The sequence below is a fragment of the Microbispora oryzae genome (assembly GCF_017896165.1).
GTDB lineage: Bacteria > Actinomycetota > Actinomycetes > Streptosporangiales > Streptosporangiaceae > Microbispora > Microbispora oryzae.
This window is the reverse complement of record NZ_JAFCNB010000013.1, coordinates 149,144-172,278: the sequence shown is the minus strand read 5'-3', so window position 1 is coordinate 172,278 and position 23,135 is coordinate 149,144. Positions and strand designations below refer to the sequence as shown.

Here is a 23,135-nt window from a genome sequence, read left to right as displayed (position 1 = left end):
CCGCACGCCCGGTGATCGGCGCGTACTCGGGCTGGCTGATCGGAGCCGCCCTGCTGCTCGCGCTGGTCGCGGTGGTGACCGCCGTCCGCGACCGGCCGATGGGCCCGGTGCTGCTGGCCGGGCTCGCGGTTCTTGAGGTCGCGCTGCTGGTCCAGGCCGGCCTGGCCCTCGCGAAGATCGGCCAGGTGGGGGACAAGGCCACCTTCGTCGGCTATCTCCTCGGTGTCGTGGTCATACCACCCGCCGCCGTGTGGTGGGGCCGCGCCGAGCGTACGCGCTGGGGGCCCGGCGTCATCGCGGTCGCCGCGTTCACCGTCGCGGTCATGACCGGCCGGCTCCTGCAGATATGGAACGCGGGCGCGTGAGCGGCGATCCGGCGGTCCGGTCGGGGCCCGGCCGCGTGCTCGTGGCCGTCTACGGTGTGTTCGCGCTGGCCGCCACATCGCGGGCCGCCGTGCAGATCGCGACGAGGTTCGGCGAGGCGCCCCTGGCGTACGCGCTGTCGGCCGTCGCGGCCGTGGTCTACATCGTGCTCACCGTGGCGCTCGCCCGCGGAGCCCGCCGTGTCGCGATCGCCGCGTGCCTGATCGAGCTCGCCGGGGTGCTGATCGTGGGCACTCTCAGCCTCACGGACGCGACGGCCTTCCCTCATGCCACTGTGTGGTCCGGGTACGGGAGCGGCTACGGGTTCGTGCCGCTGGTGCTGCCGCTGCTCGGCCTCTTCTGGCTGCTGCGCCGCCGCCACTAGCCCGCTGCTCCGCCCGGCGATGGGCGGGGATCGTGGAGCCTGCGAACGCCGAGCGAGCTAGCCGGGAACAAAACCCCATCCTTCATCCTTTGCTACGATGCAATTCGTGGGATGACCCAATGAGCGTTTGAGGGGAGCTGTTCCGGCATGAGTGCCGTCGTGACGCACAGGAAGCCGAGCGGAGTGACGGCGTGGTTCATCGCGGCCGGGATCGCCCTGGCGGCGCTGAACCTGCGGACGGCGGTGACCAGCGTCGGCACGGTGCTCGACACGATCAGCGCCGGTCTCGGCATGTCCGGCGCGACCACGGGCTTCCTCACAACGCTGCCGGTGCTGTCCTTCGCGGCCTTCGGCGCGGTCACCCCGGCGCTGTCGAGGCGCCTGGGCGAACGGAGCCTGCTGCTCGCCGCGATCGCGTTGCTCGGCGTCGGCCAGGCGGCCCGCGCCCTCGTGGACGCGGCCGTGCCGTTCCTGCTGGCGAGCACCGTCGCGCTCGCCGGCGGCGCCATCGGCAACGTCGTCATCCCCGCGCTCATCAAGAGGCACTTCCCCCGCCGAGGCGGCGCCATGACGACCGTCTACTCGACCGCTCTGGCGGTCGGGACCATGGTGCCCGCCGCCGCGACCGTCCCCGTGCAGGAGGCCGCCGGAGGCAACTGGCACGTGGCACTGGGTGTCTGGGCGGCCCTCGCCGTCGTCGCCGCCATTCCGTGGCTTGCGCTGTCGCGCAGTGAGCCGGAGCGGCGTGACACCCCGGCCGCGCGAGCCACTCCCAGCCTGCTACGCAGCAGACTGGGCTGGGCCATGGCCGGCTACTTCGGCACGCAGTCGCTCATCGCGTACGTGATGTTCGGCTGGCTCCCGCTCATCCTGCGGGACAACGGCTACTCCGCGGGGCAGGCCGGGCTCGTCCTGGCCGTCTTCACCGGCCTCGGCATCCCGATCTCGATCGCCGTGCCCCCGCTGGCGACCCGCCGCCGGGACCAGCGGCCGCTGGTGATCGTGTTCGTCCTGCTGTACGCCGCCGGTTTCGCCGGCCTGCTCACCGGTCACGCGCTGTGGCCGGCCTCCATCGCCGTGGCCGTCGGGATGGGGTCCTTCCCGCTGGCGCTGTCGATGCTCGCGCTGCGCACCCGGTCGGCCGCGACGACCTCCGCGCTGTCGGCCTTCGGGCAGAGCACCGGATATCTCATCGCGGGCGCGGGCCCGATCACGTTCGGCCTGCTCCACCAGGTGAGCGGCGGCTGGGCGCTGCCGTTCGGCCTGCTGTTCGCCGCCGTCGCCGCGCAGGCGCTGGCCGGTTGGTACGCCGGCGCGGACCGGACGCTGGAAGACGAGGGCCGGCACGGCGAGCGGGCCGCCGAGCACGCGGGCCAGACCGGGAACACTGACGGGCACACTGACGGGCACACGGATACCGATGCGGGCGGCGTGCCTGTTGCGGGCGGCCGGGGCCACGCGTCGCGCGGAGTCCGCGACCTGGTCACCAGGCGGTCCCGGACCCCTGTCGTGGACGCGAGCCGGGAGGGCTCGGGCGACGCACACGCCGCCGCGCGGCCCCGGACGACCCGCCGCGCGGGACGCCACGGGAGCCGGCCGCGGGGCACCGCCCCCAGGAACTGACGCCGTCGCCGGCGGGCGCGACGCTCCCGGGTCAGGCTCCCGGCCGGCGTACGGGCCCGGGTTTAGCCCCTCCTCTGAGGGCAGGCTTCTCAAGACCACGAGAGGAGCCAGGAGAGGAGGAGGCATGAGCTCGATCGAACAGTCCATCGAGGTGAATGTCCCGATCCGTACGGCGTACAACCAGTGGACCCAGTTCGAGACCTTCCCGGAGTTCATGGAGGGCGTGGAGTCGGTCAAACAGCTCGACGACACCCGCACCGAATGGGTGGTGGAGATCGCCGGTGTCCGCCGTGAGTTCGAGGCGGAGATCACCGAGCAGCATCCGGACGAGCGGGTGGCCTGGCGGTCGCTCGACCCGCCCCGGCAGGCCGGGGTCGTCACCTTCCACCGGATCGGCGAGAACACGACCCGGGTCGCCCTCCAGATGGAGTACGACCCCGAGGGGTTCATGGAGAAGGCCGCCGACGCGCTGCGGATCGTGCAGCTGCGCGTCCGCGGCGATCTGGAGCGTTTCCGGGCGTTCATCGAGTCCAGGGGCGGCGAGACCGGAGCCTGGCGCGGTGAGGTCCCCGGGCCGCATCAGCACTCCGGCCGGGACCCGCACGAGTATCCGAGCCCTGATCCGGACGAGGACGCGTATGAGCGGACTCGCCGGCGAGAGGGCGGTTCCGGCACCGGCTACGACGTCGGTGAGCCGATGCCCCCGCGACCGGTGAACCCCGAATATCCGCGTGAGACGCCGCTGCCTCCGCCGGGCCCGGGTCCTGTTCCGCCGGCTCCCGGCACGGCCCCGGCTCCCGGGCCCGGCCCGGTGCCCCCGCGTGACACCCCCGGCCCGGTCATCTGACGCACCGGACGCCCAGCGGGAGTCCGAGCCGGTCTCCGGGCCGGACTCCCCGGAGCCCGTCGTGCTCCGGCGCCCCGTCCGCCGTGGGGCCGGGGCCTGAAATGGTGACAGCCCGAGGCGACCTGACCTCGCCTCGGGCTGTCCCGCTGCAAGACTAAGCCCTGGCGGTCGCGGCCCGCTCCCCGGCTCCCGGATTCGGCGGCGATCCGCCTCTGGCAGGTTCCCGCGCCTCGGGCGCGCCCCGCCGCGATCGGCCTCTGGATCTCCGGTCAAGAGATCAAATTGTTCACGTTATCACGATCATCCCAGGATTGATCGGTCTGCGTCTATACCTATTGACCTGGGAAAACATGAGTGGAATCGGCCGTGATTGAACAGTGATCACCACTCTATTGACACCATCACTTGTTATCGCAAACACTCAGGAAACCTGTCCGAAACACCAACAATCAGAGAACGGGACGACAATGGTCCAGCCGGGCGACAATCCCGCCGAGCGCCCCAAGGCGGCGGTAATGGAGGATGTCGCGGAACTGGCGGGAGTGTCGGCCATGACGGTGTCCCGCGTCTTGAACACCCCGGAGAAGGTGCGGCCTGAGACCAGGGCCCGTGTCCTTGCGGCGGTCCGCGAGCTCGACTACCGGCCCAACTCGGCCGCCCGTGTCCTGGTGACCGGGCGCTCGGGCGCCCTGGGCGTGGTGAGCTTCGACACGATCCTGTTCGGCCCGGCCTCCACCCTCTACGGAATCGAGCGGGCGGCGAGGGAGAACGGCTACCTCGTCAGCATCGCCAGCCTGCCCGCGCTCACCCGCAGGTCCATCGCGGAGGGCGTCGACAGACTGCGGTCGCAGTCGGTCGACGGCGTCATCGTCATCGCCCCGCACGAGTCGGCCGGGGAGGGACTGCGGCACCTGCCCGCCGGCCTTCCCGTCGTGGACGTCGGCGGCGCCAAGGACGTGCCGGTGCCGGTCGCGGCCGTGGACCAGCACGCCGGTGCGGTGCGCGCCACCCGCCACCTGCTGAGCCTGGGACACCGTACGGTCTGGCACCTCGCCGGGCCGCCGAACTGGGTCGAGTCCAGTGGCCGCCTGAAGGGCTGGCGGGAGGCGCTGGAGGCGGAGGGCCGCGAGGTGCCGGTGCCCATGGTGGGCGACTGGACCGCGCACTCCGGCTACGAGATCGGCAAGAGACTGGCGCGTGAGGACGGGATGACCGCCGTCTTCGCGGCCAACGACCACATGGCGATGGGACTGTTGCGCGCTCTGCGGGAGGTGGGGCGCCGGGTTCCCGAGGACGTGAGCGTCGTCGGATTCGACGACGTCCCGGAGGCGGCCTATTTCTGGCCGCCGCTGACGACGGTGCGGCAGAACTTCGGGGAGGTCGGAAGGCTCGCCTTCCAGCTGTTGCTCGACCGGATCGGGGGAGTGGAGGGAGACACCAGGAGACTGGTGGAGCCCGAACTCGTCGTGAGGGAGAGCACCGGCATGAGCTCATGACCGTTCCCGCCAAGCGGGCCGCGGCCCCGCCGGTGCGTTTCCGGCGGAACCGGCGGCCAGGCCGTACGGGGTCCCGCGCGTAACCCTCGCGGGGACCTCCGCCAGGTGCGGACGACCCTCACCGTGGGTGTGTCGTTCCTGGGTTCCCACCGGTGCGTGGTTATGGTTGCCGACGCCGTTCGCGGCTCGGCGTACCCCGGTGCGGACGTCCGGCGACGCGTGCGTCCTGACGGGCATTCTGGCAGGTAGAACGCGTGTGGAGCCGTTGGAGAAGGCTTGTCGGCGTGCCTCGGGAGGGGTTTCCGCGGGACGTTAACAAATGGTTTCGGCGTGATCGGACCGTAACCGGCACCCACCTTGACGGCAAGGTGTGTTAACGCTCACAGTCTTCCCAGGCCGACAGAGAGGAGCAGCCGGTGGGACCGAGCGCCGCGTGCCGTCCGCCCGTCGTGGCGGACCCGGCGAGCGTGACGCGTCCGACGGTCTCACGGATGTTCGACGGACACCGTAACGGAATCGCGGTTCCGGAGGTCCCGGCGGGGGACACCGGCTCCGATTCCGGCGGCCGGACCGGCCGCCGGCCGGCCGGGACGGCGAGCGAGCCCACGGTGGTGTTCGTGACCGACGACCAGATGGCGCCGGGCGTGCTGCGCGCGTTGGCGGAGGAAGGGGTGAGGGCCCCCGGGCAGATCGGCATCCTGGATTTCGACGACATCCCGGAGCTGGAGTTCTTCTCCCCTCTCACGACCATCACGCAGAACTTCGGGGCCGCGGGCACGCGCAGGATCGCCGTGCACCTGGAGCACACCGAGGCGGAGGGACCGCACGAGCGCGAGTGGCACAAGGTCTCCCCGCGACTCGTCGCCAGGGACAGTACGGCACCCCGGCGCTAGGTGTCCGTGGAAGTCATAGAAAGTTGACGCGGCCAGGCCGTGTTAGCGTTAACATCCAGAAAGGAATACCCCCCAGTGTTCAAGAGGATCTCGGCGCTGCTGATCACCGGCGCCACGGTGCTGGCCATGGCCGGGTGCAGCGGTGGCTCGGACGACACGGCCAACTCGGGCGGCGGCTCGGGTGACAAGAAGATCGTCATGGGCTTCGCCCAGGTCGGCGCGGAGAGCGGCTGGCGTACGGCCAACACCAAGTCGATCCAGGAGTCCGCCAAGGAGGCGGGCATCACGCTGAAGTTCTCCGACGCGCAGCAGAAGCAGGAGAACCAGATCAAGGCGATCCGGTCCTACATCCAGCAGAAGGTCGACGTCATCGCCTTCTCGCCGGTCGTCGAGTCGGGCTGGGACACCGTCCTGCAGGAGGCCAAGGCCGCCAAGATCCCGGTCGTGCTGACCGACCGCGCCGTGGACTCCAAGGACACCAGCCTCTACCGCACCTTCCTCGGCTCCGACTTCGTCGAGGAGGGCAAGAAGGCCGGTCAGTGGCTGGTCGACCAGTACAAGGACAGCAAGGACCCGGTCAACATCGTCCAGCTCGAGGGCACGACGGGCTCCGCCCCCGCCAACGACCGCAAGTCGGGCTTCGAGCAGGTCATCTCGGCCGACCCCAAGTTCAAGGTCATCGCCTCCCAGTCCGGCAACTTCACCCGTGCCGAGGGCAAGCAGGTGATGGAGGCCTTCCTCAAGTCCAACCCGAAGATCGACGTCCTCTGGGCGCACAACGACGACATGGGCCTGGGCGCCATCGAGGCGATCGAGGGCGCGGGCAAGGTCCCGGGCAAGGACATCAAGATCATCACTGCCGACGCCACCCATGACGGCATGCAGGCGCTCGCCGACGGAAAGATCAACTTCATCGTCGAGTGCAACCCGCTGATGGGCCCGCAGCTGATGGACCTCGCCAAGAAGGTCGTCGCGGGCGAGACGGTGCCGCAGCGCGTGGTGACCGACGAGACCACCTTCACGCAGGAGCAGGCCAAGGAGGTCCTGCCCAGCCGTAAGTACTGATCCCCGACCCGGGCCGTCCTCCCCAGCGCGGGGAGGGCGGCCCATCGGCTCGACGAGGAGGAGGGGGCGGCACATGGCCGAACCCGCGCCGGTCCTTCGGATGAGGGGGATCGGGAAAGAGTTCCCCGGCGTGAAGGCGCTGGACGGCGTCGACTTCCGGCTGCTGCCGGGAGAGGTCCACGCCCTGATGGGCGAGAACGGCGCCGGAAAATCGACACTGATCAAGGTCCTCACCGGGGTCTACGAGATCGATGCCGGCACGATCGAGCTGGGGGGCCGTCAGGTCGCCTTCGCCAGCCCGCTCGCCGCCCAGCACGCCGGCATCAGCACGGTGTACCAGGAGGTCAACCTCTGCACGAACCTGTCCGTCGCGGAGAACATCTTCATCGGCCGTGAGCCGCGCCGGTTCGGACGCATCCAGTGGGGTGAGATGCGGCGCCGGGCCGACGAACTGCTCGGCCGCCTTGAGATCGACATCGACGTCTCGGCGGCCCTGTCGTCGTACTCGCTCGCCATCCAGCAGATGGTGGCCATCGCCCGCGCCGTCGACATCGACGCGCAGGTCCTCATCCTGGACGAGCCGACCTCCAGCCTCGACGCCAGCGAGGTGGCCCAGCTGTTCCGGGTGATGCGCCAGCTGAAGGAGCAGGGCATCGCGATCCTGTTCGTCTCGCACTTCCTGGACCAGATTTACGAGATCGCCGACCGGATGACGATCCTGCGCAACGGCAAGCTCGTGGGGGAGCACCTCACCAGCGAGCTGAGCCAGGTGGAGCTGGTCGGCAAGATGATCGGCCGGGAGCTGGCCGAGCTGGAGCAGCTGGAGGGCCGCCCGCCCGCCCGCGAGGGCGCTCCGCTGGTCGAGGCGGTGGACCTGGGCCGCACCGGAGCCATCGAGCCGTTCACGCTGACCATCCACGAAGGCGAGGTCGTCGGCCTGGCGGGCCTGCTCGGCTCCGGCCGTACGGAGGCGGCACGGCTGCTGTTCGGCGCCGACCACGCGGGCTCCGGCAGCGTGAAGATCGGCGGCGAGCAGGTCGGTCTCCGCACTCCCCGGGCGGCGATCCGGAACAAGATCGCGTTCTGTTCGGAGAACCGGCGGGCCGAAGGGCTCATCCCCGAGCTCACCGTCCGGGAGAACATCATCCTCGCCCTGCAGGCCGCGCGTGGCTGGACCCGGCCGATCCCGCGCCGCAAGCAGGACGAACTGGTCGACAAGTACATCACCGCGCTGAACATCCGCCCCGCCAACCCCGATCAGCTCATCCGGAACCTGAGCGGTGGCAACCAGCAGAAGGTGATGCTGGCCCGCTGGCTGATCCTGGAGCCCCGCCTGCTCATCCTCGACGAGCCCACCCGTGGCATCGACGTGGGCGCCAAGGCGGAGATCCAGCGGCTCGTGGCGGAGCTGTCCGACGGAGGGATGGCCGTGCTGTTCATCTCCGCCGAACTGGAGGAGGTGCTGCGGCTCAGCCACAAGGTGGGCGTGCTGCGCGACCGCCGGCTCATCGCGGAGATCGACAACGACGAAGGGCTGACGACCGACGCCTTGACGGAGACCATCGCGAGCGGAGCCGCGACATGACCCCCAACCTCACCGCCTTCCTCAGGCATCGCCTGTTCTGGCCAGTCGCGATCCTGGTGGGGCTGCTCCTGCTCAACCTGATTTTCACGGACAACTTCTTCCACATCGAGATCAAGGACGGCCACCTCTACGGCAGCCTGATCGACATCTTCCGGTTCGGCGCGCCGCTGATGCTGGTGGCCATGGGCATGACCCTGGTCATCGCGACCAGCGGCATCGACCTGTCGGTGGGGTCGGTCGTGGCGATCTCCGGAGCGCTCGCCTGCCTGCAGATCAGCGAGCTGGGCGACCAGAACTCCACGGGAGGCGTGCTCCGGGCCGTCGGCGTCGCGCTCGTGCTCTCGCTGATCCTCGGCGCGTGGAACGGCCTGCTCGTCGCGGGCATCGGCATCCAGCCCATCATCGCGACCCTGATCCTCATGGTCGCCGGTCGCGGCCTGGCCCAGCTCATCACCGGCGGCCAGATCATCACGGTCAACAGCACGTCGTACAAGCTGATCGGCGGTGGCTACTGGCTCACGCTGCCGTTCGGCATCATCATCGTTGCCGTGGTCCTGCTGCTGACCGCGCTCCTCACCCGGCGTCTCGCCCTCGGCCTGCTCATCGAGTCGGTCGGCGGCAACGCGGAGGCGAGCCGGCTGGCCGGTATCGGGTCCCGCGCCGTGCTCATGACCGTCTACACGTTCTGCGCGCTGTGCGCGGGCATCGCCGGGCTGATGATCAGCTCGAACGTGTCGAGCGCCGACGGCAACAACGCCGGTCTGTGGATCGAGCTGGACGCGATCCTGGCCGTTGTGATCGGCGGCACGTCCCTGGCGGGCGGGCGGTTCTCGCTCAGCGGCACCATGCTGGGCGCGCTCATCATCCAGACGCTGACCACCACGATCTACTCGATCGGCGTGCCGCCGCAGACGACACTGCTGTTCAAGGCGCTCGTGGTGACCATCGTCTGCCTGCTGCAGTCCCCGGCCTTCCGCGCGAAGGTCTTCCACCGGCGTCGCCGCCCCACGGGCGCGCCTCCGGTGGCGGAAGAGAAGGTGAGCGTCACGGCATGACGACCGCGACCATCCCCGGCGTGGGCCGGGTCCCGCGCAAGTACGTCCCCGTCCTGGTCACGGCGGTACTGTTCCTCGTGATGTTCGCCGCGGGCGGCATCAGGTACGAGGACTTCGCGACCGGGCAGATCATCCTCAACGTCTTCATCGACAACGCGTTCCTGCTGGTCGTGGCCGTCGGCATGACCTTCGTGATCCTCACGGGCGGCATCGACCTGTCGGTCGGCTCCGTGGTGGCGCTGTCCACCATGGTCGCGGCGACGCTCCTGAAACACGGCTGGTCGCCCTGGCTCGTGATCCTGATCGTGCTGCTCATCGGGGCGGTGCTCGGGCTCGGCATGGGCGCGATCATCCACTACTTCGAGATCCAGCCGTTCATCGTGACGCTCGCGGGTATGTTCCTCGCTCGCGGGCTGTGCTTCACGATCGACACCGAGTCGATCTCCATCGACAACTCCACGTTCGTCGGCTTCGCGCAGACACGGATCGACCTCGGCGGGGAGATGTGGGTCTCGCCGAGCGTGCTGATCGCCGTCGCCGTGGTGCTGGTGGCGGCCTACATCCTCCACTACACGCGGTTCGGCCGGAACGTCTACGCGACCGGCGGCAGCGAGCAGTCCGCGCTGCTGATGGGCCTGCCGGTGGGACGGACGAAGATCGCGGTCTACACGATCAGCGGCTTCTGCTCGGCTCTGGGCGGAATGCTGCTGTCGTTCTACATGCTGTCGGGGTACGGCCTGCACGCCGTCGGCATGGAACTGGACGCCATCGCCGCCGTCGTCATCGGCGGCACGCTGCTGACCGGCGGCACCGGCTTCCTGCTCGGCACCGTGCTCGGCGTGCTCGTGCTGGGCCTGATCCAGACGATCATCAGCTTCGAAGGGACGCTCAGCTCTTGGTGGACGCGCATATTCATCGGATTGTTACTGTTCGTCTTCATCCTGCTGCAGCGCCTGTTCTCGGCCAGGTCACGCCAGTGAGGCTCTGACCTGCGACGCAGCGCTACGTTAAAGTTCTTGTGATGTTGTCCTTGACCATTGACATCCCCGTTGTTAGCGATAACATCCACAGGGCGAACTTAATGCGGATTTATTACATATGTAACCTATCAACCCTCAACCGGCAGGCGCATCCAGCTCTGCCGCGGCCCCCATCGCAAGGAGAAGTACATGAGGTTGGCACGAATCGGCGGTGTGGTGTCCGCCATCGCGCTCGCCGCGACCATGACGGCCTGTGGCTCCAGCCAGAAGTCCGTCGACGCCGAGGCCTCCTCCGCCTCCACGGCGGGTGGTAGCGCGGGCGCCCTGATCGGCGTGACCATGCCCACCAAGTCGTCGGAGCGGTGGATCCACGACGGCGACAACCTGAAGCAGCAGCTTGAGAAGCTGGGTTACAAGGTCGACCTCCAGTACGCGGAGAACGACATCCCGACCCAGGCCAACCAGATCGAGAACCAGATCACCAAGGGCGCCAAGCTCCTGATCATCGCCTCGATCGACGGCACGGCGATCACCTCGCAGCTGCAGGAGGCCGCCGACAGCAAGATCCCGGTCATCGCCTACGACCGGCTCATCCGTAACAGCCCTAACGTCGACTACTACGCGACCTTCGACAACGCCAAGGTCGGCGTCCAGCAGGCGACCTCGCTGCTGAAGGGCCTCGGCGTCGACAGCGGCAAGAAGGGCCCGTTCAACATCGAGCTGTTCGGCGGCTCGCCGGACGACAACAACGCGACCTTCTTCTGGAACGGCGCCATGACGGTGCTCCAGCCGAAGATCGACGACGGCACCCTGAAGGTCAAGAGCGGCCAGACCGACTTCAAGCAGGCCGCCATCCTCCGGTGGGACCCCGCCACGGCGCAGAAGCGCATGGAGGACATCATCACCAAGACCTACAGCGGTGGCGACAAGATCGACGGCGTCCTCTCGCCGTACGACGGTCTGTCGATCGGCATCCTGTCGGCGCTCAAGAGCTCCGGCTACGGCACCAAGGGCCAGCCCTACCCGATCGTGACGGGCCAGGACGCCGAGCTCGCGTCGGTCAAGTCGATCATCGCGGGTGAGCAGTACTCCACCATCTTCAAGGACACCCGGAATCTCGCCGAGCAGACCGTGAAGATGGCCGACGCGGTGCTGAAGGGCCAGAAGCCCGAGGTCAACAACGAGAAGGACTACAACAACGGCGTCAAGGTCGTCCCGTCGTACCTCCTCGACCCGGTGATCGTCGACAAGGACAACTACAAGGACGTCCTGATCGGCAGCAACTACTACACCGAGGACCAGCTCAAGTAAGGGATCAGGGCCCGGGGACGCGTCCCCGGGCCCCTCCCTGAGCGAGGGGCACATGACCGAGCACATCTTGCGGATGAGCGGGATCACCAAGACGTTCCCCGGCGTGAAGGCGCTGCAGGACGTCAACCTGTCCGTCCGGCGGGGCGAGATCCACGCGATCTGCGGCGAGAACGGCGCCGGCAAGTCGACGCTGATGAAGGTGCTGTCCGGGGTCTACCCGCACGGTGACTACGAGGGCGAGATCACCTTCGAGGGCCGGCGGTGCGAGTTCGGCGGCATCCGCGACAGCGAGCACGCGGGCATCGTCATCATCCACCAGGAGCTGGCGCTCAGCCCGCAGCTGTCGATCGCCGAGAACATCTTCCTCGGCAACGAGCGGGCCCGCCGCGGCGTGATCGACTGGAACCGGACCAACTACGAGGCCGCCGAGCTGATGAAGCGGGTCGGCCTGCGAGAGAACCCGACGACTCCCATCTCCGACATCGGCGTGGGCAAGCAGCAGCTCGTCGAGATCGCCAAGGCGCTGTCGAAGGAGGTCAAGCTCCTCATCCTCGACGAGCCGACCGCGGCGCTCAACGACGACGACTCCGCCCACCTGCTCGACCTGCTGCGCGGGCTGCGGGACGAGGGCATCACCTGTGTGATCATCTCACACAAGCTCAACGAAGTGATCGCCATCGCCGACGCCGTCACCATCATCCGCGACGGGCGGACGATCGAGACGCTGAACATGGCCACCGACGACGTGACCGAGGATCGCATCATCTCGGGCATGGTCGGCCGCGCGCTCGACAACCGCTTCCCGCCGCACGAGGGGACGATCGGCGAAGAGGCGTTCCGCATCGAGGACTGGACGGTCTACAGCCCCAGCCAGCCGGGCCGGAAGGTGGTCGACGGGGCCGGGCTCACCCTGCGCCGCGGGGAGATCGTGGGCCTCGCCGGGCTGATGGGCGCCGGGCGGACCGAGCTGGCGATGAGCGTCTTCGGCCGGACCTACGGGGTGAACATCTCCGGCAAGCTCTACAAGGACGGCAAGCCGATCGAGATCCGCAACGTGCAGGACGCGATCGGCCACGGCATCGCCTACGCCACCGAGGACCGCAAGAGATACGGCCTCAACCTCATCGAGGACATCAAGCGCAACATCAGCGCGGCCGGGCTCAAGGGCCTGTCCAAGCGGGGCTGGGTCAACGAGAACGAGGAATACCGCGTCGCGGAGCGTTTCCGCGCGGGCATGAACATCAAGGCCCCCGGGGTGACGAGCGTCGTCGGCAAGCTGAGCGGGGGCAACCAGCAGAAGGTCGTGCTCTCCAAGTGGATCCTGACCGAGCCTGACGTGCTCATCCTCGACGAGCCGACCAGAGGCATCGACGTCGGCGCCAAGTACGAGATCTACACGATCATCAACCGCTTGGCCGACCAGGGCAAGGCCGTACTGGTCATCTCTTCTGAGCTGCCCGAGCTGCTGGGCCTGTGCGACCGCATCTATACGCTCTCCGAGGGGCGCATCACAGGCGAGGTGCCCCGCGCGGAGGCCACGCAGGAACGCCTCATGTATCTCATGACCAAGGGACAGGAGTAGCTCGAATGAGCAGCATCACGCCCGCCGACGTCGCCGTCGGCGCCACGGGCGACGGGGGAGCGCCGCGGCAGCCGGGACGGGTGTCGCTCGGTGGACTGTCGGTCAACCTGCGCTCCAGTGGTATCTACATCGCCTTCGCGCTGATCATCGTGCTGTTCTCGGTGCTGACCGACGGCGCGTTGCTCCAGCCGCAGAACATCTCCAACATCATCGTCCAGAACTCGTACGTCCTGATCCTCGCGATCGGGATGATCCTGATCATCATCGCCGGGCACATCGACCTGTCCGTCGGCTCGGTGGTCGCGGTCACCGGAGGCCTCTCCGCCGTGCTCATGGTGAACATGGGCGTGGCCTGGCCGCTGGCTCTGCTGATCACGATCATCGCGGGCGCCCTGATCGGGGCCTGGCAGGGATACTGGATCGCCTACTTCGGGATTCCCGCGTTCATCGTGACGCTGGCCGGCATGCTGCTGTTCCGGGCGCTGACCCTGACGGTGCTGGGCAACCAGGGCATCGGGCCGTTCCCCGACCAGGTCCGCACGCTGGCCAACGGCTTCACCAACGGCTACTTCGGCAACGTGGGCCTCGGCCCGCTCGGCGGCGCCGATCTCTTCAGCCTGCTCATCGGCGTCGTCGCCATCGCCGGCATGGTCCTCGCCCAGTGGCGCGCCCGTGGAGCCCGCAAGGGCTACGGACAGGCGGTCGAGCCGATCGCGCTGTTCGTGCTCAAGATGGCGGCCGGCGCCGCGCTGATCCTCTTCGTCGTCGTGCAGCTCGCCCGGTTCAAGAACCTGCCGTGGGTGCTCGTGCTGCTGGCCGTGCTGGTGCTCGCGTACTCGCTGATGGCCAACCGCACGGTGTTCGGCCGGCAGATCTACGCGATCGGCGGCAACCTGCAGGCGGCCGTGATGTCCGGGGTGAAGGTCAAGTCGGTCGTCTTCTGGATCTTCGTTAACATGGGCGTCCTGTCGGCCATCGCCGGCATCATCTTCGCCGGTCGGCTCAACCAGGCGGGTCCCACCGCGGGCAACAGCTTCGAGCTGGACGCGATCGCGGCGGCCTTCATCGGCGGCGCGGCCGTCCAGGGTGGCGTCGGCAAGGTGGTCGGCGCGATCACCGGCGGTCTGATCATGGCGGTCATCAACAACGGCATGTCCCTGATCGGCTCGCCCAGTGAGCGGGTGATGCTCGTCAAGGGCGCCGTCCTGCTCGCGGCCGTGGCGTTCGACGTGTGGACCAAGCGCAGGACGGGCGCCTCCCGGTGACCGACCCGCTGACCGACTCCCACGTCGGCGGGGAACCGCTTCCCGGCCGCCGCCACCGGCGGCCGGGGGCCCTGCGCCGAAAGAGATGATGCCCATGCCCTCTCGAAATCCCTGGAGTGAAATGTGAGCGCTAACAGCGAGCGTTACGTCGTCGGCGTCGACTACGGCACGCTGTCTGGCCGGGCTGTCGTTGTGCGGGTGAGCGACGGCGCCGAGCTCGGCGCGGCCGTGCACGAGTACTCCCATCGGGTGATCGAGGATGCGCTCCCGGATTCGGGCGTCCGTCTCGGACCCGACTGGGCCCTGCAGTCGCCGCAGGACTGGGTCGACGTGCTCCGGCACGCGGTGCCGAAGGCGCTCGCCGCCGCGCAGGTGCCCGCCGCGCAGGTCATCGGCATCGGAACCGACTTCACGGCCTGTACGATCCTGCCCGCCACGGCTGACGGCACGCCGCTGTCGGAGATTCTGCCCGATCGCCCGCACGCCTGGCCCAAGCTCTGGAAGCACCACGCGGCCCAGCCGCACGCCGACCGCATCAACGCTCTCGCCGAGGAGCGGGGCGAGTCGTGGCTGCCGCGGTACGGCGGCAAGATCTCCTCCGAGTGGGCCTTCGCGAAGGGCCTGCAGGTGCTGGAGGAGGACCCCGACGTCTACGCCAGGGCCGACCGCTGGATCGAGGCGGCCGACTGGATCATCTGGCGGCTCTCCGGCGTGGAGACCAGGAACGTCTGCACCGCCGGTTACAAGGCCATCTACCAGGACGGGGGCTACCCGTCCGAGGACTTCCTGGCCGCGCTCAATCCCGCCTTCGCCGGGTTCACCGGCAAGCTCGGTCAGGAACTCGCCCCGCTCGGCGGCCTCGCCGGTCGGCTGACCGCGGAGGCCGCCGAGTGGACGGGCCTCCCCGAGGGCATCGCCGTCGCGGTCGGCAACGTCGACGCCCACGTGACCGCGGCCGCGGCCGACGCCGTCCGGCCGGGCCAGATGGTCGCCATCATGGGCACCTCCACCTGCCACGTCATGAACTCGGACCGGCTGGCCGAAGTCCCCGGCATGTGCGGGGTGGTGCGCGACGGCATCGTTCCCGGCCTGTGGGGCTACGAGGCCGGCCAGTCGGCCGTCGGCGACATCTTCGGCTGGTTCGTCGACACGTCCGTCCCCGCCTCGTACGCCGAGAAGGCGGCGGAGCGGGGCCTGAGCATCCACGACCTCCTCACCGAACTGGCCGCGGCGCAGAAGGTCGGGCAGCACGGGCTCGTCGCGCTTGACTGGCAGGGCGGCAACCGCTCGGTCCTCGTCGACCACAACCTGTCCGGCGTGATCGTGGGCCAGACGCTCGCCACCCGGCCCGAGGACGTCTACCGCGCCCTGATCGAGGCCACCGCCTTCGGGGCCCGGGTGATCGTGGAGACGTTCGAAGCCGCGGGCGTGCCGGTCGAGGAGTTCGTGGTCGCCGGCGGCCTGCTCAAGAACGCCTTCCTCATGCAGGTCTACGCCGACGTCCTGCGCCGTCCGCTGTCGGTCATCGGCTCGGACCAGGGCCCGGCCCTCGGCTCGGCGATCCACGCCGCCGTGGCCGCCGGCGCGTACTCGGACATCGCCGAGGCGGCCGCGGCCATGGGCAAGCGCGAGGCGGGGGTCTACACCCCGGACCCGGATCGGGCCGACGCGTACGACCGGCTGTACGCCGAGTACCGCCGGCTGCACGACCACTTCGCGGACGGTGCGCTGCTGCACCGGCTGCGGGCGATCAGGAACGAGGCAAGCGCATGATGAAGGAGGAGCGCGTGATCGAGGAGCTGCGGGAGACCGTCTGCCGCCTCCATGCCGAGCTGGTGCGATACAACCTTGTGGCCTGGACCGCGGGGAACGTCTCGGGCCGCGTGCCCGGCCGGGACCTGTTCGTCATCAAGCCCAGCGGGGTCTCGTACGACGATCTGACCCCTGAGTCGATCGTGGTGTGCGACCTGGACGGCGAACTGGTCGAGGGGTCGCTCGCGCCCTCCAGCGACACGGCGGCGCACGCCTACGTGTACCGGAACATGCCGGAGGTGAACGGCGTGGTGCACACGCACTCCACCTACGCCTCGGCATGGGCGGCCCGGGGCGAGGCGATTCCGTGTGTGCTCACCGCCATGGCCGACGAGTTCGGCGGTGAGATCCCCATCGGGCCGTTCGCGCTGATCGGGAACGACGACATCGGCAAGGGCATCGTGGAGACGCTGAACGGCCATCGCTCCCGTGCCGTGCTGATGCAGAACCACGGCGTCTTCACCATCGGGGAGTCGCCGAAGGCGGCGGTCAAGGCCGCCGTGATGTGCGAGGACGTCGCGCGCACCGTGCACGTCTCCCGGCAGCTCGGCGAGCCGCTGCCGATCGCGCAGGACGACATCGACCGCTTGTACGACCGCTACCAGAACGTTTACGGACAGAGGAGTTCCCGGTGAAGCTGTGGTTCCTGACGGGCAGCCAGGGTCTTTACGGCGAGGAGACGCTGCAGCAGGTCGCCGAGCAGTCCCGGGAGATCGCGACGCGGCTGGGCGAGCAGCTGCCGTTCGAGCTCGTCTGGCAGCCGGTGCTGACCGACGCGGCCGCGATCCGGCGGGTGTGCCTGGAGGCGAACGCCGATGACGAGTGCATCGGTGTGATCGCGTGGATGCACACCTTCTCGCCGGCGAAGATGTGGATCGCCGGGCTGGACGCGCTGCGCAAGCCGCTGCTCCACCTGCACACGCAGGCCAACCGGGAGCTGCCGTGGGCCAGCATCGACATGGACTTCATGAACCTGAACCAGGCGGCGCACGGCGACCGTGAGTTCGGGTACATCCAGGCCCGGCTCGGCGTGCCGCGCAAGACGGTCGCGGGGCACGTCAGCGACCCGGCGGTGGCGGCACGGGTGGCCACCTGGGCGCGGGCGGCGGCGGGCCGCGCCGAGGTGGGCTCGCTGCGGCTGGCCCGGTTCGGCGACAACATGCGCGACGTGGCCGTGACCGAGGGCGACAAGGTCGAGGCGCAGCTGCGGTTCGGGGTGTCGGTCAACACCTACGGCGTCAACGACCTGGTCGAGGCCGTGGACGCCGCCTCCGACGCCGACGTGTCGGCGCTCGTGAAGGAGTACGAGGACCTCTACGAGGTGGCCGCCGAGCTGCGGGCAGGCGGGGAGCGGCACGACTCGCTGCGCTACGCCGCCCGGATCGAGCTGGGCCTGCGGGGCTTCCTGGAGGCCGGCGGGTTCAAGGCGTTCACGACGAACTTCGAGGACCTCGGCGGCCTGCGCCAGCTCCCCGGGCTCGCCGTGCAGCGGCTGATGGCCGACGGCTACGGGTTCGGCGGCGAGGGCGACTGGAAGACCTCGGTGCTGCTCCGCACGTTGAAGGTGATGGCGGCGGGGCAGCCGGGCGGCACCTCGTTCATGGAGGACTACACCTATCACCTGACGCCGGGGGAGGAGGTCATCCTCGGCGCGCACATGCTGGAGGTCTGCCCGACCATCGCCGCCGGCGCGGTGTCGTGTGAGATCCACCCTCTGGGGATCGGCGGCCGCGAGGACCCGGTGCGGCTGGTGTTCGACGCGGCGCCCGGCCCGGCGGTCGTGGTGGGCCTGGCCGACATGGGTGAGCGGTTCCGGCTGGTGGCCAACGAGATCGACGTGGTCGCGCCGCTGGAGCCGCTGCCGAGCCTGCCCGTGGCCCGCGCGGTGTGGAAGCCCCGCCCGGACCTGCGGACGTCCGCCGAGTCGTGGCTCACCGCGGGCGCACCGCACCACACGGTGCTGTCGGCCGCCGTCGGGGCCGAGGAGCTCACCGACTTCGCCGACATGCTGGGGGTGGAACTGCTGATGATCGACGCCGACACCACGGCCCGGCAGTTCGCCAAGGAACTGCGCTGGAACCAGGCCTACTACCGGCTGGCCCAGGGCTTCTGATCCGCTACGCCGTGCGGCCCCTCCGTTCCCGTGACGGAGGGGCCGCGCACCGGTGCCGGACGCGCGTCCCGTTACCGCGTGCGCGTGGACTCCGATATGCTGTCTGACGTCGCAAGGGGCTATAGCGCAGCTGGTAGCGCACCTCCATGGCATGGAGGGGGTCTGGGGTTCGAGTCCCCATAGCTCCACTTCGGAATAGGAGACCTGTGGTCGGCGGCCTTGCCGCTTTCCCTGGTCTCCTTCGTCGTTTACACCGGGGGGGCGACCCCCCCGAGCCCCCCCGGTTCGGGAATAGGAGACCTGTGGTCGGCGGCCTTGCCGCTTCCCTGGTCTCCTTCGTCGTTTACACGGGGGCGACCCCCCGAACTCCCGTGTGCGAGGGGGCCGTCGCCCGCCTCGCGCGCGTGCCGGTGCCGCCGCCAGGGCCATCTACGGGGAAGTCGAATGGCCGTCGACGCCGTTTCGCTCACAGGCCACAACGAATGCGGCGGTCCCCTGCCGCTCACCACCCTTCCCGGCAAAAGACCGCCTGGCGACTCAGTATGGGAACCGCTGTGAGACGTGTCAAGGACAGCGTTTGCGAATCGTTTCGATGTAAATGCCGGCCTGGGGCCGGGTGCCGGGCCAGACACAGGACCGGCGCCGCGGGGCCGCTCGTGCGTATTCGCGGTCCTGTCGCCACGCGCACGTCCCGATGAAAGTTTCACCGCCGGGCGCTTCCCCGGAAGGCCGGTGCCGCCCAGCTCGGAGCGGATGAGCGGGTCGTTTCTCTGGTCGGCGTACCGGAACGGAGAGGCGCCGCTTGACAGTGACCTCATATGTCATATGAGCTTCGTCCACACCACGTCACAGGTCTGTCGCCGCGGAAGGAGCCCCTTTTGCCGCCAGAATGTTAGCGCTATCATGTTGTCGTCGTCCGCCCGTACGACACAGGGCCGCGGCATCGTCCGATCGCGTTAAGGCGAATCGGTTCGATGATTCCTGTGCCGTCAGGACGCCGGCGACTCCGCTCTGATTCGGGGGAGTCCTCCGATCCGGTGCCGGGCAGGCGCCGGTCAGACGCGTGGAAATCCCGTTCAGCCTTCCCGAGTCGATCCCTGCCGACAGGGAGACGTCCGTCTCCCGCGACTCCGTCGATGCGGTGTGGTTCGCGGCGGCGACCCGCCGGGCATCGAGCCGAGCCTCTGTTCCTGTTCTTTCACCAGCTGTCATCCACCACATGTGCTCTCACCCCCCAAGGAGTAGTCCCATGCGGCATTCGTCCGTTGCCTTATCGGGTCGTGCCGGCCGTAGGCGGCGTTCACGCTCACACGTCGCGGCATATCTGGTCGCGGCCCTGGCGACCGTGCTGGCCACGGCGCTGACGTGGGCCGCGCCGGCGTCGGCGGCGGCGTCGCCGCTGAAGAGCGCCGCGTCTGGCCGCTGTCTGGACGTGAAGGGCAACGTCGACACGCAGGGCACGGCGTTGCAGATCTGGGACTGCACCGGTCAGGCCAACCAGGCGTTCGAGTTCACCTCGGCCGGTGAGCTGCGGACGTTCAACGGCACCCGCTGCGTGGACGCCTACGGCGCGGGCACCTCGCCCGGCACCACGGTGATCATCTGGGGGTGCAACGGCCAGAACAACCAGAAGTGGCAGCAGAACTCGGACGGCTCGATCAGAGGTGTCCAGTCCGGCCTGTGCCTGGACGTGAACGGGGCGGGCACCGCCAACGGCACCGCGGTCATCCTGTGGACCTGCAACGGGCAGAACAACCAGAAGTGGAGCAGCGGCGGAAGCCAGCCGTCGTCGAGCCCCTCCGCGAGCCCGTCGGCGAGTCCGACGGTCACGCCGCCGCCCGGGTCGGGCCCGTGTGACATCTACGCCGCCGGCGGCACACCCTGCATCGCGGCGCACAGCACGACGCGGGCGCTGTTCAGCTCCTACAGCGGGAACCTCTACCAGGTGCGGCGTTCGTCGGACAACACGACCAGGAACATCGGCGTGCTGACCACGGGCGGCACCGCCAACGCCGCGACCCAGGACTCCTTCTGCGCCGGCACCTCCTGCGTCATCACCGTGCTGTACGACCAGTCCGGACACGGCAACGACCTGTGGTACCAGGGATCGAGCGTCGTTCCCGGCTCGCCGCAGAGCAAGCCCGCCACCGCCACCACCGAATCGCTCACCGTCGGCGGCAACAAGGCCTACTCCCTGTACATCAACCCCAGCAACAGCTACTGGCGCGACGGCCACACCACCGGCGTCCCCACCGGAACCGCGCCCGAGGGCATGTACATGGTCACCAGCGGCACCCACGTCAACAGCGGCTGCTGCTTCGACTACGGCAACAGCGAGACCACCCGCAAGGCCGACGCCGCAGGCGCGATGGACGCCATCAACTTCAGCAAGCAGTGCTGGTTCGGCGGCTGCTCCGGCTCCGGCCCCTGGGTGCAGGCCGACCTCGAATGGGGCCTGTTCCCCGGCGGCAGCCAGTCGTGGAACCCCAACCAGCGGGCGTTCACCAGCAAGTTCGTCACCGCGATGCTGAAGAACAACGGCACCACCCGCTTCGCCCTCAAGGGCGCCGACGCCCAGTCAGGCGGCATGACCACCCTGTGGGACGGCGCACTGCCCAACGGCTACAACCCGATGAAGAAGCAGGGCGCCATCATCTTGGGCAGCGGCGGCGACTGCTGCAAGCCCGACGGCGGCGCCAACCTCAGCGCCGGCACCTTCTACGAGGGCGCCATGGTCGCCGGCTATCCCTCCGACGCGACCGAGAACGCCGTCCAGGCGAACATCACCGCCGCCGGCTACCGCTGAGACCGGCCCGGCCGGACGGCGCCCCGCCGTCCGGCCGGATCCCGATCGGCGCCCGGCCTGTCAGCTGACCCCGGCCGGGCGCCGACCCGCGTCATCAGCCGTCGGGGGCCCCGTCCGGATGCCGACCAGCATGTTCCGGACGATGGAGGTGACGAACTCGTCGGTCAGCGGCGGCCGCCCGGTGACGAGGAGCTGGAAGTAGCAGGCGCCCCACAGCTGGCAGACGATGTCCTCCGAGTTGACGTCGGCCCTGAGCTGCCCCTTGCGCTTGGCCCGCTCAAGTGTGTCGATGAACCGCTGCGCCCGCGGAAGCGCGTAGCGCTCCCGGAGGGCTGTCGAGAGCTCCGGATCGATCTGGGCGTGGCCGATGAGCTCACGCAGGACCAGTCCCGCCCGCGTGTCACGCATCAGATGGACGAACGCTCTGAGCTGCGTCGTGAGGTCGGTGGCGACGTCGCCCGTGTCGGGATCGTCGAGCGTCGACGCCACCACGGTGAAATATCCGTCGAAGGCCAGCGCCCCCTTGGACGGCCACCACTTGTGCACGGTCACCCTGCTCGCGCCGGCGAGGGCGGCGACCTTCTCGACGGTGAAACCGGCCATCCCGGATTCCAGCAGTAGATCTCCGGCGGCCTGGAGGATCTCCTGCCGTACCTGATCCGCGGCACGGCGGCCCCGGCCCCTACGGCCCCTGGCGGATGGAGACGACATGTTCGCCCTCCGTGGCATATGGACACTATGTTCATAAGCTAGTATATATACATTCTGTTCATTTGTTGGCCAGGGGGAGGCCGATCATGAAAACGGAGGTCGCGCGGGTGGCGCCCGTGCGCTCGATCCACATGTGCTTCACGCTCGCGGTGGCGATGCTGTCGCTGCTGGTCCTGGCGATGCTCGGGGTGATCGCCGACCTCGGCGTACGGCACGGTGTCGTCTTCGGCGGCGTTCCCGTCGCCGGGTCCGCCGGGCCCGGGGGAGTGAGCGCGGCGCCCCTGATATCGCTCGTGTGGGTCGCCAACCGGTCGCCGCGCTCCGGCCATTGGGTGGAGTGGATCATCGTCGTCTGCGTCCTCCTGCTGGCGTCCGCGTCCACCTGGCTCGCATGGTGGTGGACGGGGCGGACGCTGCACCGCCTGGAACGGCAGCGGCGGTTCGCCGCCATGGCCTCACACGAGCTGAGAAGGCCTATCGCGGGCCTGCGCCTGTGCCTGGAGGAGGCGCTGCTCTACCCGGACGTCGACCGGCGAGACGCCATCACGGAGGCGCTGTCCCTGACCGGCAGGCTTGAGGCGATCACGAACGACGTGCTCCTGCTCGCCCGCATGGGCCACATCGGCGGCGTGGAATCGCGCGAACCCGTCGACCTGGGCGATCTCGTGACACGGGAGGCGTCCGCCGACGCGGGTGGGGTACCCGTGATGGTGAACGTGGACGCGGACGTGGTAGTACGGGCGTCGCGGATCCAGATGGTCCGGTTGGTGGCCAACCTGCTGAGCAACGCGCGGCGGCACGCCGACGCCGCCGTCACGGTCGGCGTGGGCAGGGACGGCGACCAGGCGGTCGTCACGGTTACCGACGACGGCCCCGGCATAGCGCCCGCCGACAGGGAACGCGTCTTCGAGCGCTTCACACGACTGGCGGACGGACGTCGACGTGATCACGGCGGAACGGGACTCGGCCTCGCCATCTGCCGGGACATCGTCCGTGCTCATGATGGAAGCCTGCGGATCGAGGACTCGCCGCGCGGCGCCCGATTCGTGCTCAGGATTCCGGCCGAGAAGACCCAGGTGATGGGGGCCGCCGAGGCGACCCGTACCGTCACGACTGTCACCACCGCTACGACCGCCACGACCGCCGAGGCCGCTGAGGTGACTGATGGGCTGGGGACCGCCGAAGGGGAGGCGGCTGAGGGCGCGAAGGTTCTTCCCCTGCCGTAGCGCCGCCATATCGGCCC

At 69.1% G+C, this 23,135-nt stretch carries 19 protein-coding genes and 1 tRNA gene; 19 read left to right on the top strand and 1 reads right to left on the bottom strand.

The window, feature by feature from the left end:
* The first annotated feature begins 11 nt into the window (after positions 1 to 11).
* The 18 genes from JOL79_RS23050 to JOL79_RS22965 all read left to right on the top strand — a co-directional run bounded on the left by JOL79_RS23050 (position 12) and on the right by JOL79_RS22965 (position 21,181).
* Positions 12 to 365, top strand: a complete 354-nt coding sequence (locus JOL79_RS23050; RefSeq protein WP_210157962.1) for a hypothetical protein — start codon at positions 12 to 14, stop codon at positions 363 to 365.
* Positions 347 to 748, top strand: a complete 402-nt coding sequence (locus tag JOL79_RS23045; protein WP_210157961.1) for a hypothetical protein — start codon at positions 347 to 349, stop codon at positions 746 to 748. The genes JOL79_RS23050 and JOL79_RS23045 overlap by 19 nt, the downstream gene beginning before the upstream one ends.
* 147 nt (positions 749 to 895) lie before the next feature.
* Positions 896 to 2,371, top strand: a complete 1,476-nt coding sequence (locus JOL79_RS23040) for a CynX/NimT family MFS transporter (RefSeq protein WP_210157960.1) — start codon at positions 896 to 898, stop codon at positions 2,369 to 2,371.
* A 124-nt stretch (positions 2,372 to 2,495) separates the two neighbouring features.
* A complete protein-coding gene (locus JOL79_RS23035; protein WP_210157959.1) occupies positions 2,496 to 3,218 on the top strand; it encodes an SRPBCC family protein in 723 nt (240 codons plus the stop codon).
* A 515-nt stretch (positions 3,219 to 3,733) separates the two neighbouring features.
* Positions 3,734 to 4,714, top strand: a complete 981-nt coding sequence (locus tag JOL79_RS23030; protein ID WP_230985283.1) for a LacI family DNA-binding transcriptional regulator — start codon at positions 3,734 to 3,736, stop codon at positions 4,712 to 4,714.
* Positions 4,715 to 5,205: 491 nt separating this feature from the next.
* A complete protein-coding gene (locus JOL79_RS23025) occupies positions 5,206 to 5,607 on the top strand; it encodes a substrate-binding domain-containing protein (protein WP_210157957.1) in 402 nt (133 codons plus the stop codon).
* Between the two features lie 75 nt (positions 5,608 to 5,682).
* Positions 5,683 to 6,672, top strand: a complete 990-nt coding sequence (locus JOL79_RS23020; protein WP_210157956.1) for an ABC transporter substrate-binding protein — start codon at positions 5,683 to 5,685, stop codon at positions 6,670 to 6,672.
* A 73-nt stretch (positions 6,673 to 6,745) separates the two neighbouring features.
* The gene (locus JOL79_RS23015; protein WP_210157955.1) at positions 6,746 to 8,257 is read left to right on the top strand and encodes a sugar ABC transporter ATP-binding protein; all 1,512 of its coding nucleotides are present in this window, start codon (positions 6,746 to 6,748) and stop codon (positions 8,255 to 8,257) included.
* Positions 8,254 to 9,312, top strand: a complete 1,059-nt coding sequence (locus JOL79_RS23010) for an ABC transporter permease (RefSeq protein ID WP_210157954.1) — start codon at positions 8,254 to 8,256, stop codon at positions 9,310 to 9,312. Before JOL79_RS23015 ends, JOL79_RS23010 begins: the two co-directional genes overlap by 4 nt.
* Positions 9,309 to 10,292: a galactofuranose ABC transporter, permease protein YjfF gene (yjfF, locus tag JOL79_RS23005; RefSeq protein ID WP_210157953.1), complete on the top strand. Its 984-nt coding sequence runs from the start codon at positions 9,309 to 9,311 to the stop codon at positions 10,290 to 10,292. The genes JOL79_RS23010 and yjfF overlap by 4 nt, the downstream gene beginning before the upstream one ends.
* Positions 10,293 to 10,481: 189 nt before the next feature.
* Entirely contained in the window at positions 10,482 to 11,603 is a 1,122-nt protein-coding gene (gene chvE, locus JOL79_RS23000; protein WP_230985282.1) for a multiple monosaccharide ABC transporter substrate-binding protein, read from the top strand.
* A 52-nt stretch (positions 11,604 to 11,655) separates the two neighbouring features.
* Positions 11,656 to 13,185: a multiple monosaccharide ABC transporter ATP-binding protein gene (gene mmsA / locus JOL79_RS22995; RefSeq protein ID WP_210157952.1), complete on the top strand. Its 1,530-nt coding sequence runs from the start codon at positions 11,656 to 11,658 to the stop codon at positions 13,183 to 13,185.
* A 5-nt stretch (positions 13,186 to 13,190) separates the two neighbouring features.
* On the top strand, positions 13,191 to 14,450 hold the full coding sequence (mmsB, locus tag JOL79_RS22990) for a multiple monosaccharide ABC transporter permease (protein WP_210157951.1): 1,260 nt from the start codon (positions 13,191 to 13,193) through the stop codon (positions 14,448 to 14,450).
* Positions 14,451 to 14,573: 123 nt separating this feature from the next.
* On the top strand, positions 14,574 to 16,223 hold the full coding sequence (gene araB / locus JOL79_RS22985) for a ribulokinase (RefSeq protein ID WP_210157950.1): 1,650 nt from the start codon (positions 14,574 to 14,576) through the stop codon (positions 16,221 to 16,223).
* The gene (locus JOL79_RS22980; protein ID WP_210157949.1) at positions 16,220 to 16,897 is read left to right on the top strand and encodes an L-ribulose-5-phosphate 4-epimerase; all 678 of its coding nucleotides are present in this window, start codon (positions 16,220 to 16,222) and stop codon (positions 16,895 to 16,897) included. The genes araB and JOL79_RS22980 overlap by 4 nt, the downstream gene beginning before the upstream one ends.
* Positions 16,894 to 18,375 carry an L-arabinose isomerase gene (gene araA / locus JOL79_RS22975; RefSeq protein WP_210157948.1) on the top strand — a complete coding sequence of 494 codons (1,482 nt, stop codon included), beginning with the start codon at positions 16,894 to 16,896 and terminating at the stop codon, positions 18,373 to 18,375. The genes JOL79_RS22980 and araA overlap by 4 nt, the downstream gene beginning before the upstream one ends.
* Positions 18,376 to 18,490: 115 nt before the next feature.
* Positions 18,491 to 18,563 (top strand) — tRNA-Ala (locus JOL79_RS22970).
* Between the two features lie 1,061 nt (positions 18,564 to 19,624).
* Entirely contained in the window at positions 19,625 to 21,181 is a 1,557-nt protein-coding gene (locus tag JOL79_RS22965; RefSeq protein WP_210157947.1) for an arabinofuranosidase catalytic domain-containing protein, read from the top strand.
* A gap of 60 nt (positions 21,182 to 21,241) precedes the next feature.
* Here the strand turns inward: JOL79_RS22965 and JOL79_RS22960 are convergent, their stop codons facing one another.
* On the bottom strand, positions 21,242 to 21,892 hold the full coding sequence (locus JOL79_RS22960; RefSeq protein ID WP_210157946.1) for a TetR/AcrR family transcriptional regulator: 651 nt from the start codon (positions 21,890 to 21,892) through the stop codon (positions 21,242 to 21,244).
* Positions 21,893 to 21,978: 86 nt separating this feature from the next.
* Here JOL79_RS22960 and JOL79_RS22955 point away from each other — a divergent pair, with 86 nt between their 5' ends.
* Positions 21,979 to 23,118: a sensor histidine kinase gene (locus tag JOL79_RS22955; RefSeq protein WP_210157945.1), complete on the top strand. Its 1,140-nt coding sequence runs from the start codon at positions 21,979 to 21,981 to the stop codon at positions 23,116 to 23,118.
* Positions 23,119 to 23,135: the final 17 nt, after the last annotated feature.

Bases quoted from the DNA above. Each gene is read 5' to 3' on its own strand.
- JOL79_RS23045 (WP_210157961.1), top strand. From the start codon at position 347: ATGGAACGCGGGCGCGTGAGCGGCGATCCGGCGGTCCGGTCGGGGCCC.
- JOL79_RS23040 (WP_210157960.1), top strand. From the start codon at position 896: ATGAGTGCCGTCGTGACGCACAGGAAGCCGAGCGGAGTGACGGCGTGG.
- JOL79_RS23035 (WP_210157959.1), top strand. From the start codon at position 2,496: ATGAGCTCGATCGAACAGTCCATCGAGGTGAATGTCCCGATCCGTACG.
- JOL79_RS23030 (WP_230985283.1), top strand. From the start codon at position 3,734: ATGGAGGATGTCGCGGAACTGGCGGGAGTGTCGGCCATGACGGTGTCC.
- JOL79_RS23025 (WP_210157957.1), top strand. From the start codon at position 5,206: ATGTTCGACGGACACCGTAACGGAATCGCGGTTCCGGAGGTCCCGGCG.
- JOL79_RS23015 (WP_210157955.1), top strand. From the start codon at position 6,746: ATGGCCGAACCCGCGCCGGTCCTTCGGATGAGGGGGATCGGGAAAGAG.
- JOL79_RS23010 (WP_210157954.1), top strand. From the start codon at position 8,254: ATGACCCCCAACCTCACCGCCTTCCTCAGGCATCGCCTGTTCTGGCCA.
- yjfF (WP_210157953.1), top strand. From the start codon at position 9,309: ATGACGACCGCGACCATCCCCGGCGTGGGCCGGGTCCCGCGCAAGTAC.
- chvE (WP_230985282.1), top strand. From the start codon at position 10,482: ATGAGGTTGGCACGAATCGGCGGTGTGGTGTCCGCCATCGCGCTCGCC.
- mmsA (WP_210157952.1), top strand. From the start codon at position 11,656: ATGACCGAGCACATCTTGCGGATGAGCGGGATCACCAAGACGTTCCCC.
- mmsB (WP_210157951.1), top strand. From the start codon at position 13,191: ATGAGCAGCATCACGCCCGCCGACGTCGCCGTCGGCGCCACGGGCGAC.
- JOL79_RS22980 (WP_210157949.1), top strand. From the start codon at position 16,220: ATGATGAAGGAGGAGCGCGTGATCGAGGAGCTGCGGGAGACCGTCTGC.
- JOL79_RS22965 (WP_210157947.1), top strand. From the start codon at position 19,625: ATGCGGCATTCGTCCGTTGCCTTATCGGGTCGTGCCGGCCGTAGGCGG.
- JOL79_RS22960 (WP_210157946.1), bottom strand. From the start codon at position 21,892: ATGTCGTCTCCATCCGCCAGGGGCCGTAGGGGCCGGGGCCGCCGTGCC.
- JOL79_RS22955 (WP_210157945.1), top strand. From the start codon at position 21,979: ATGAAAACGGAGGTCGCGCGGGTGGCGCCCGTGCGCTCGATCCACATG.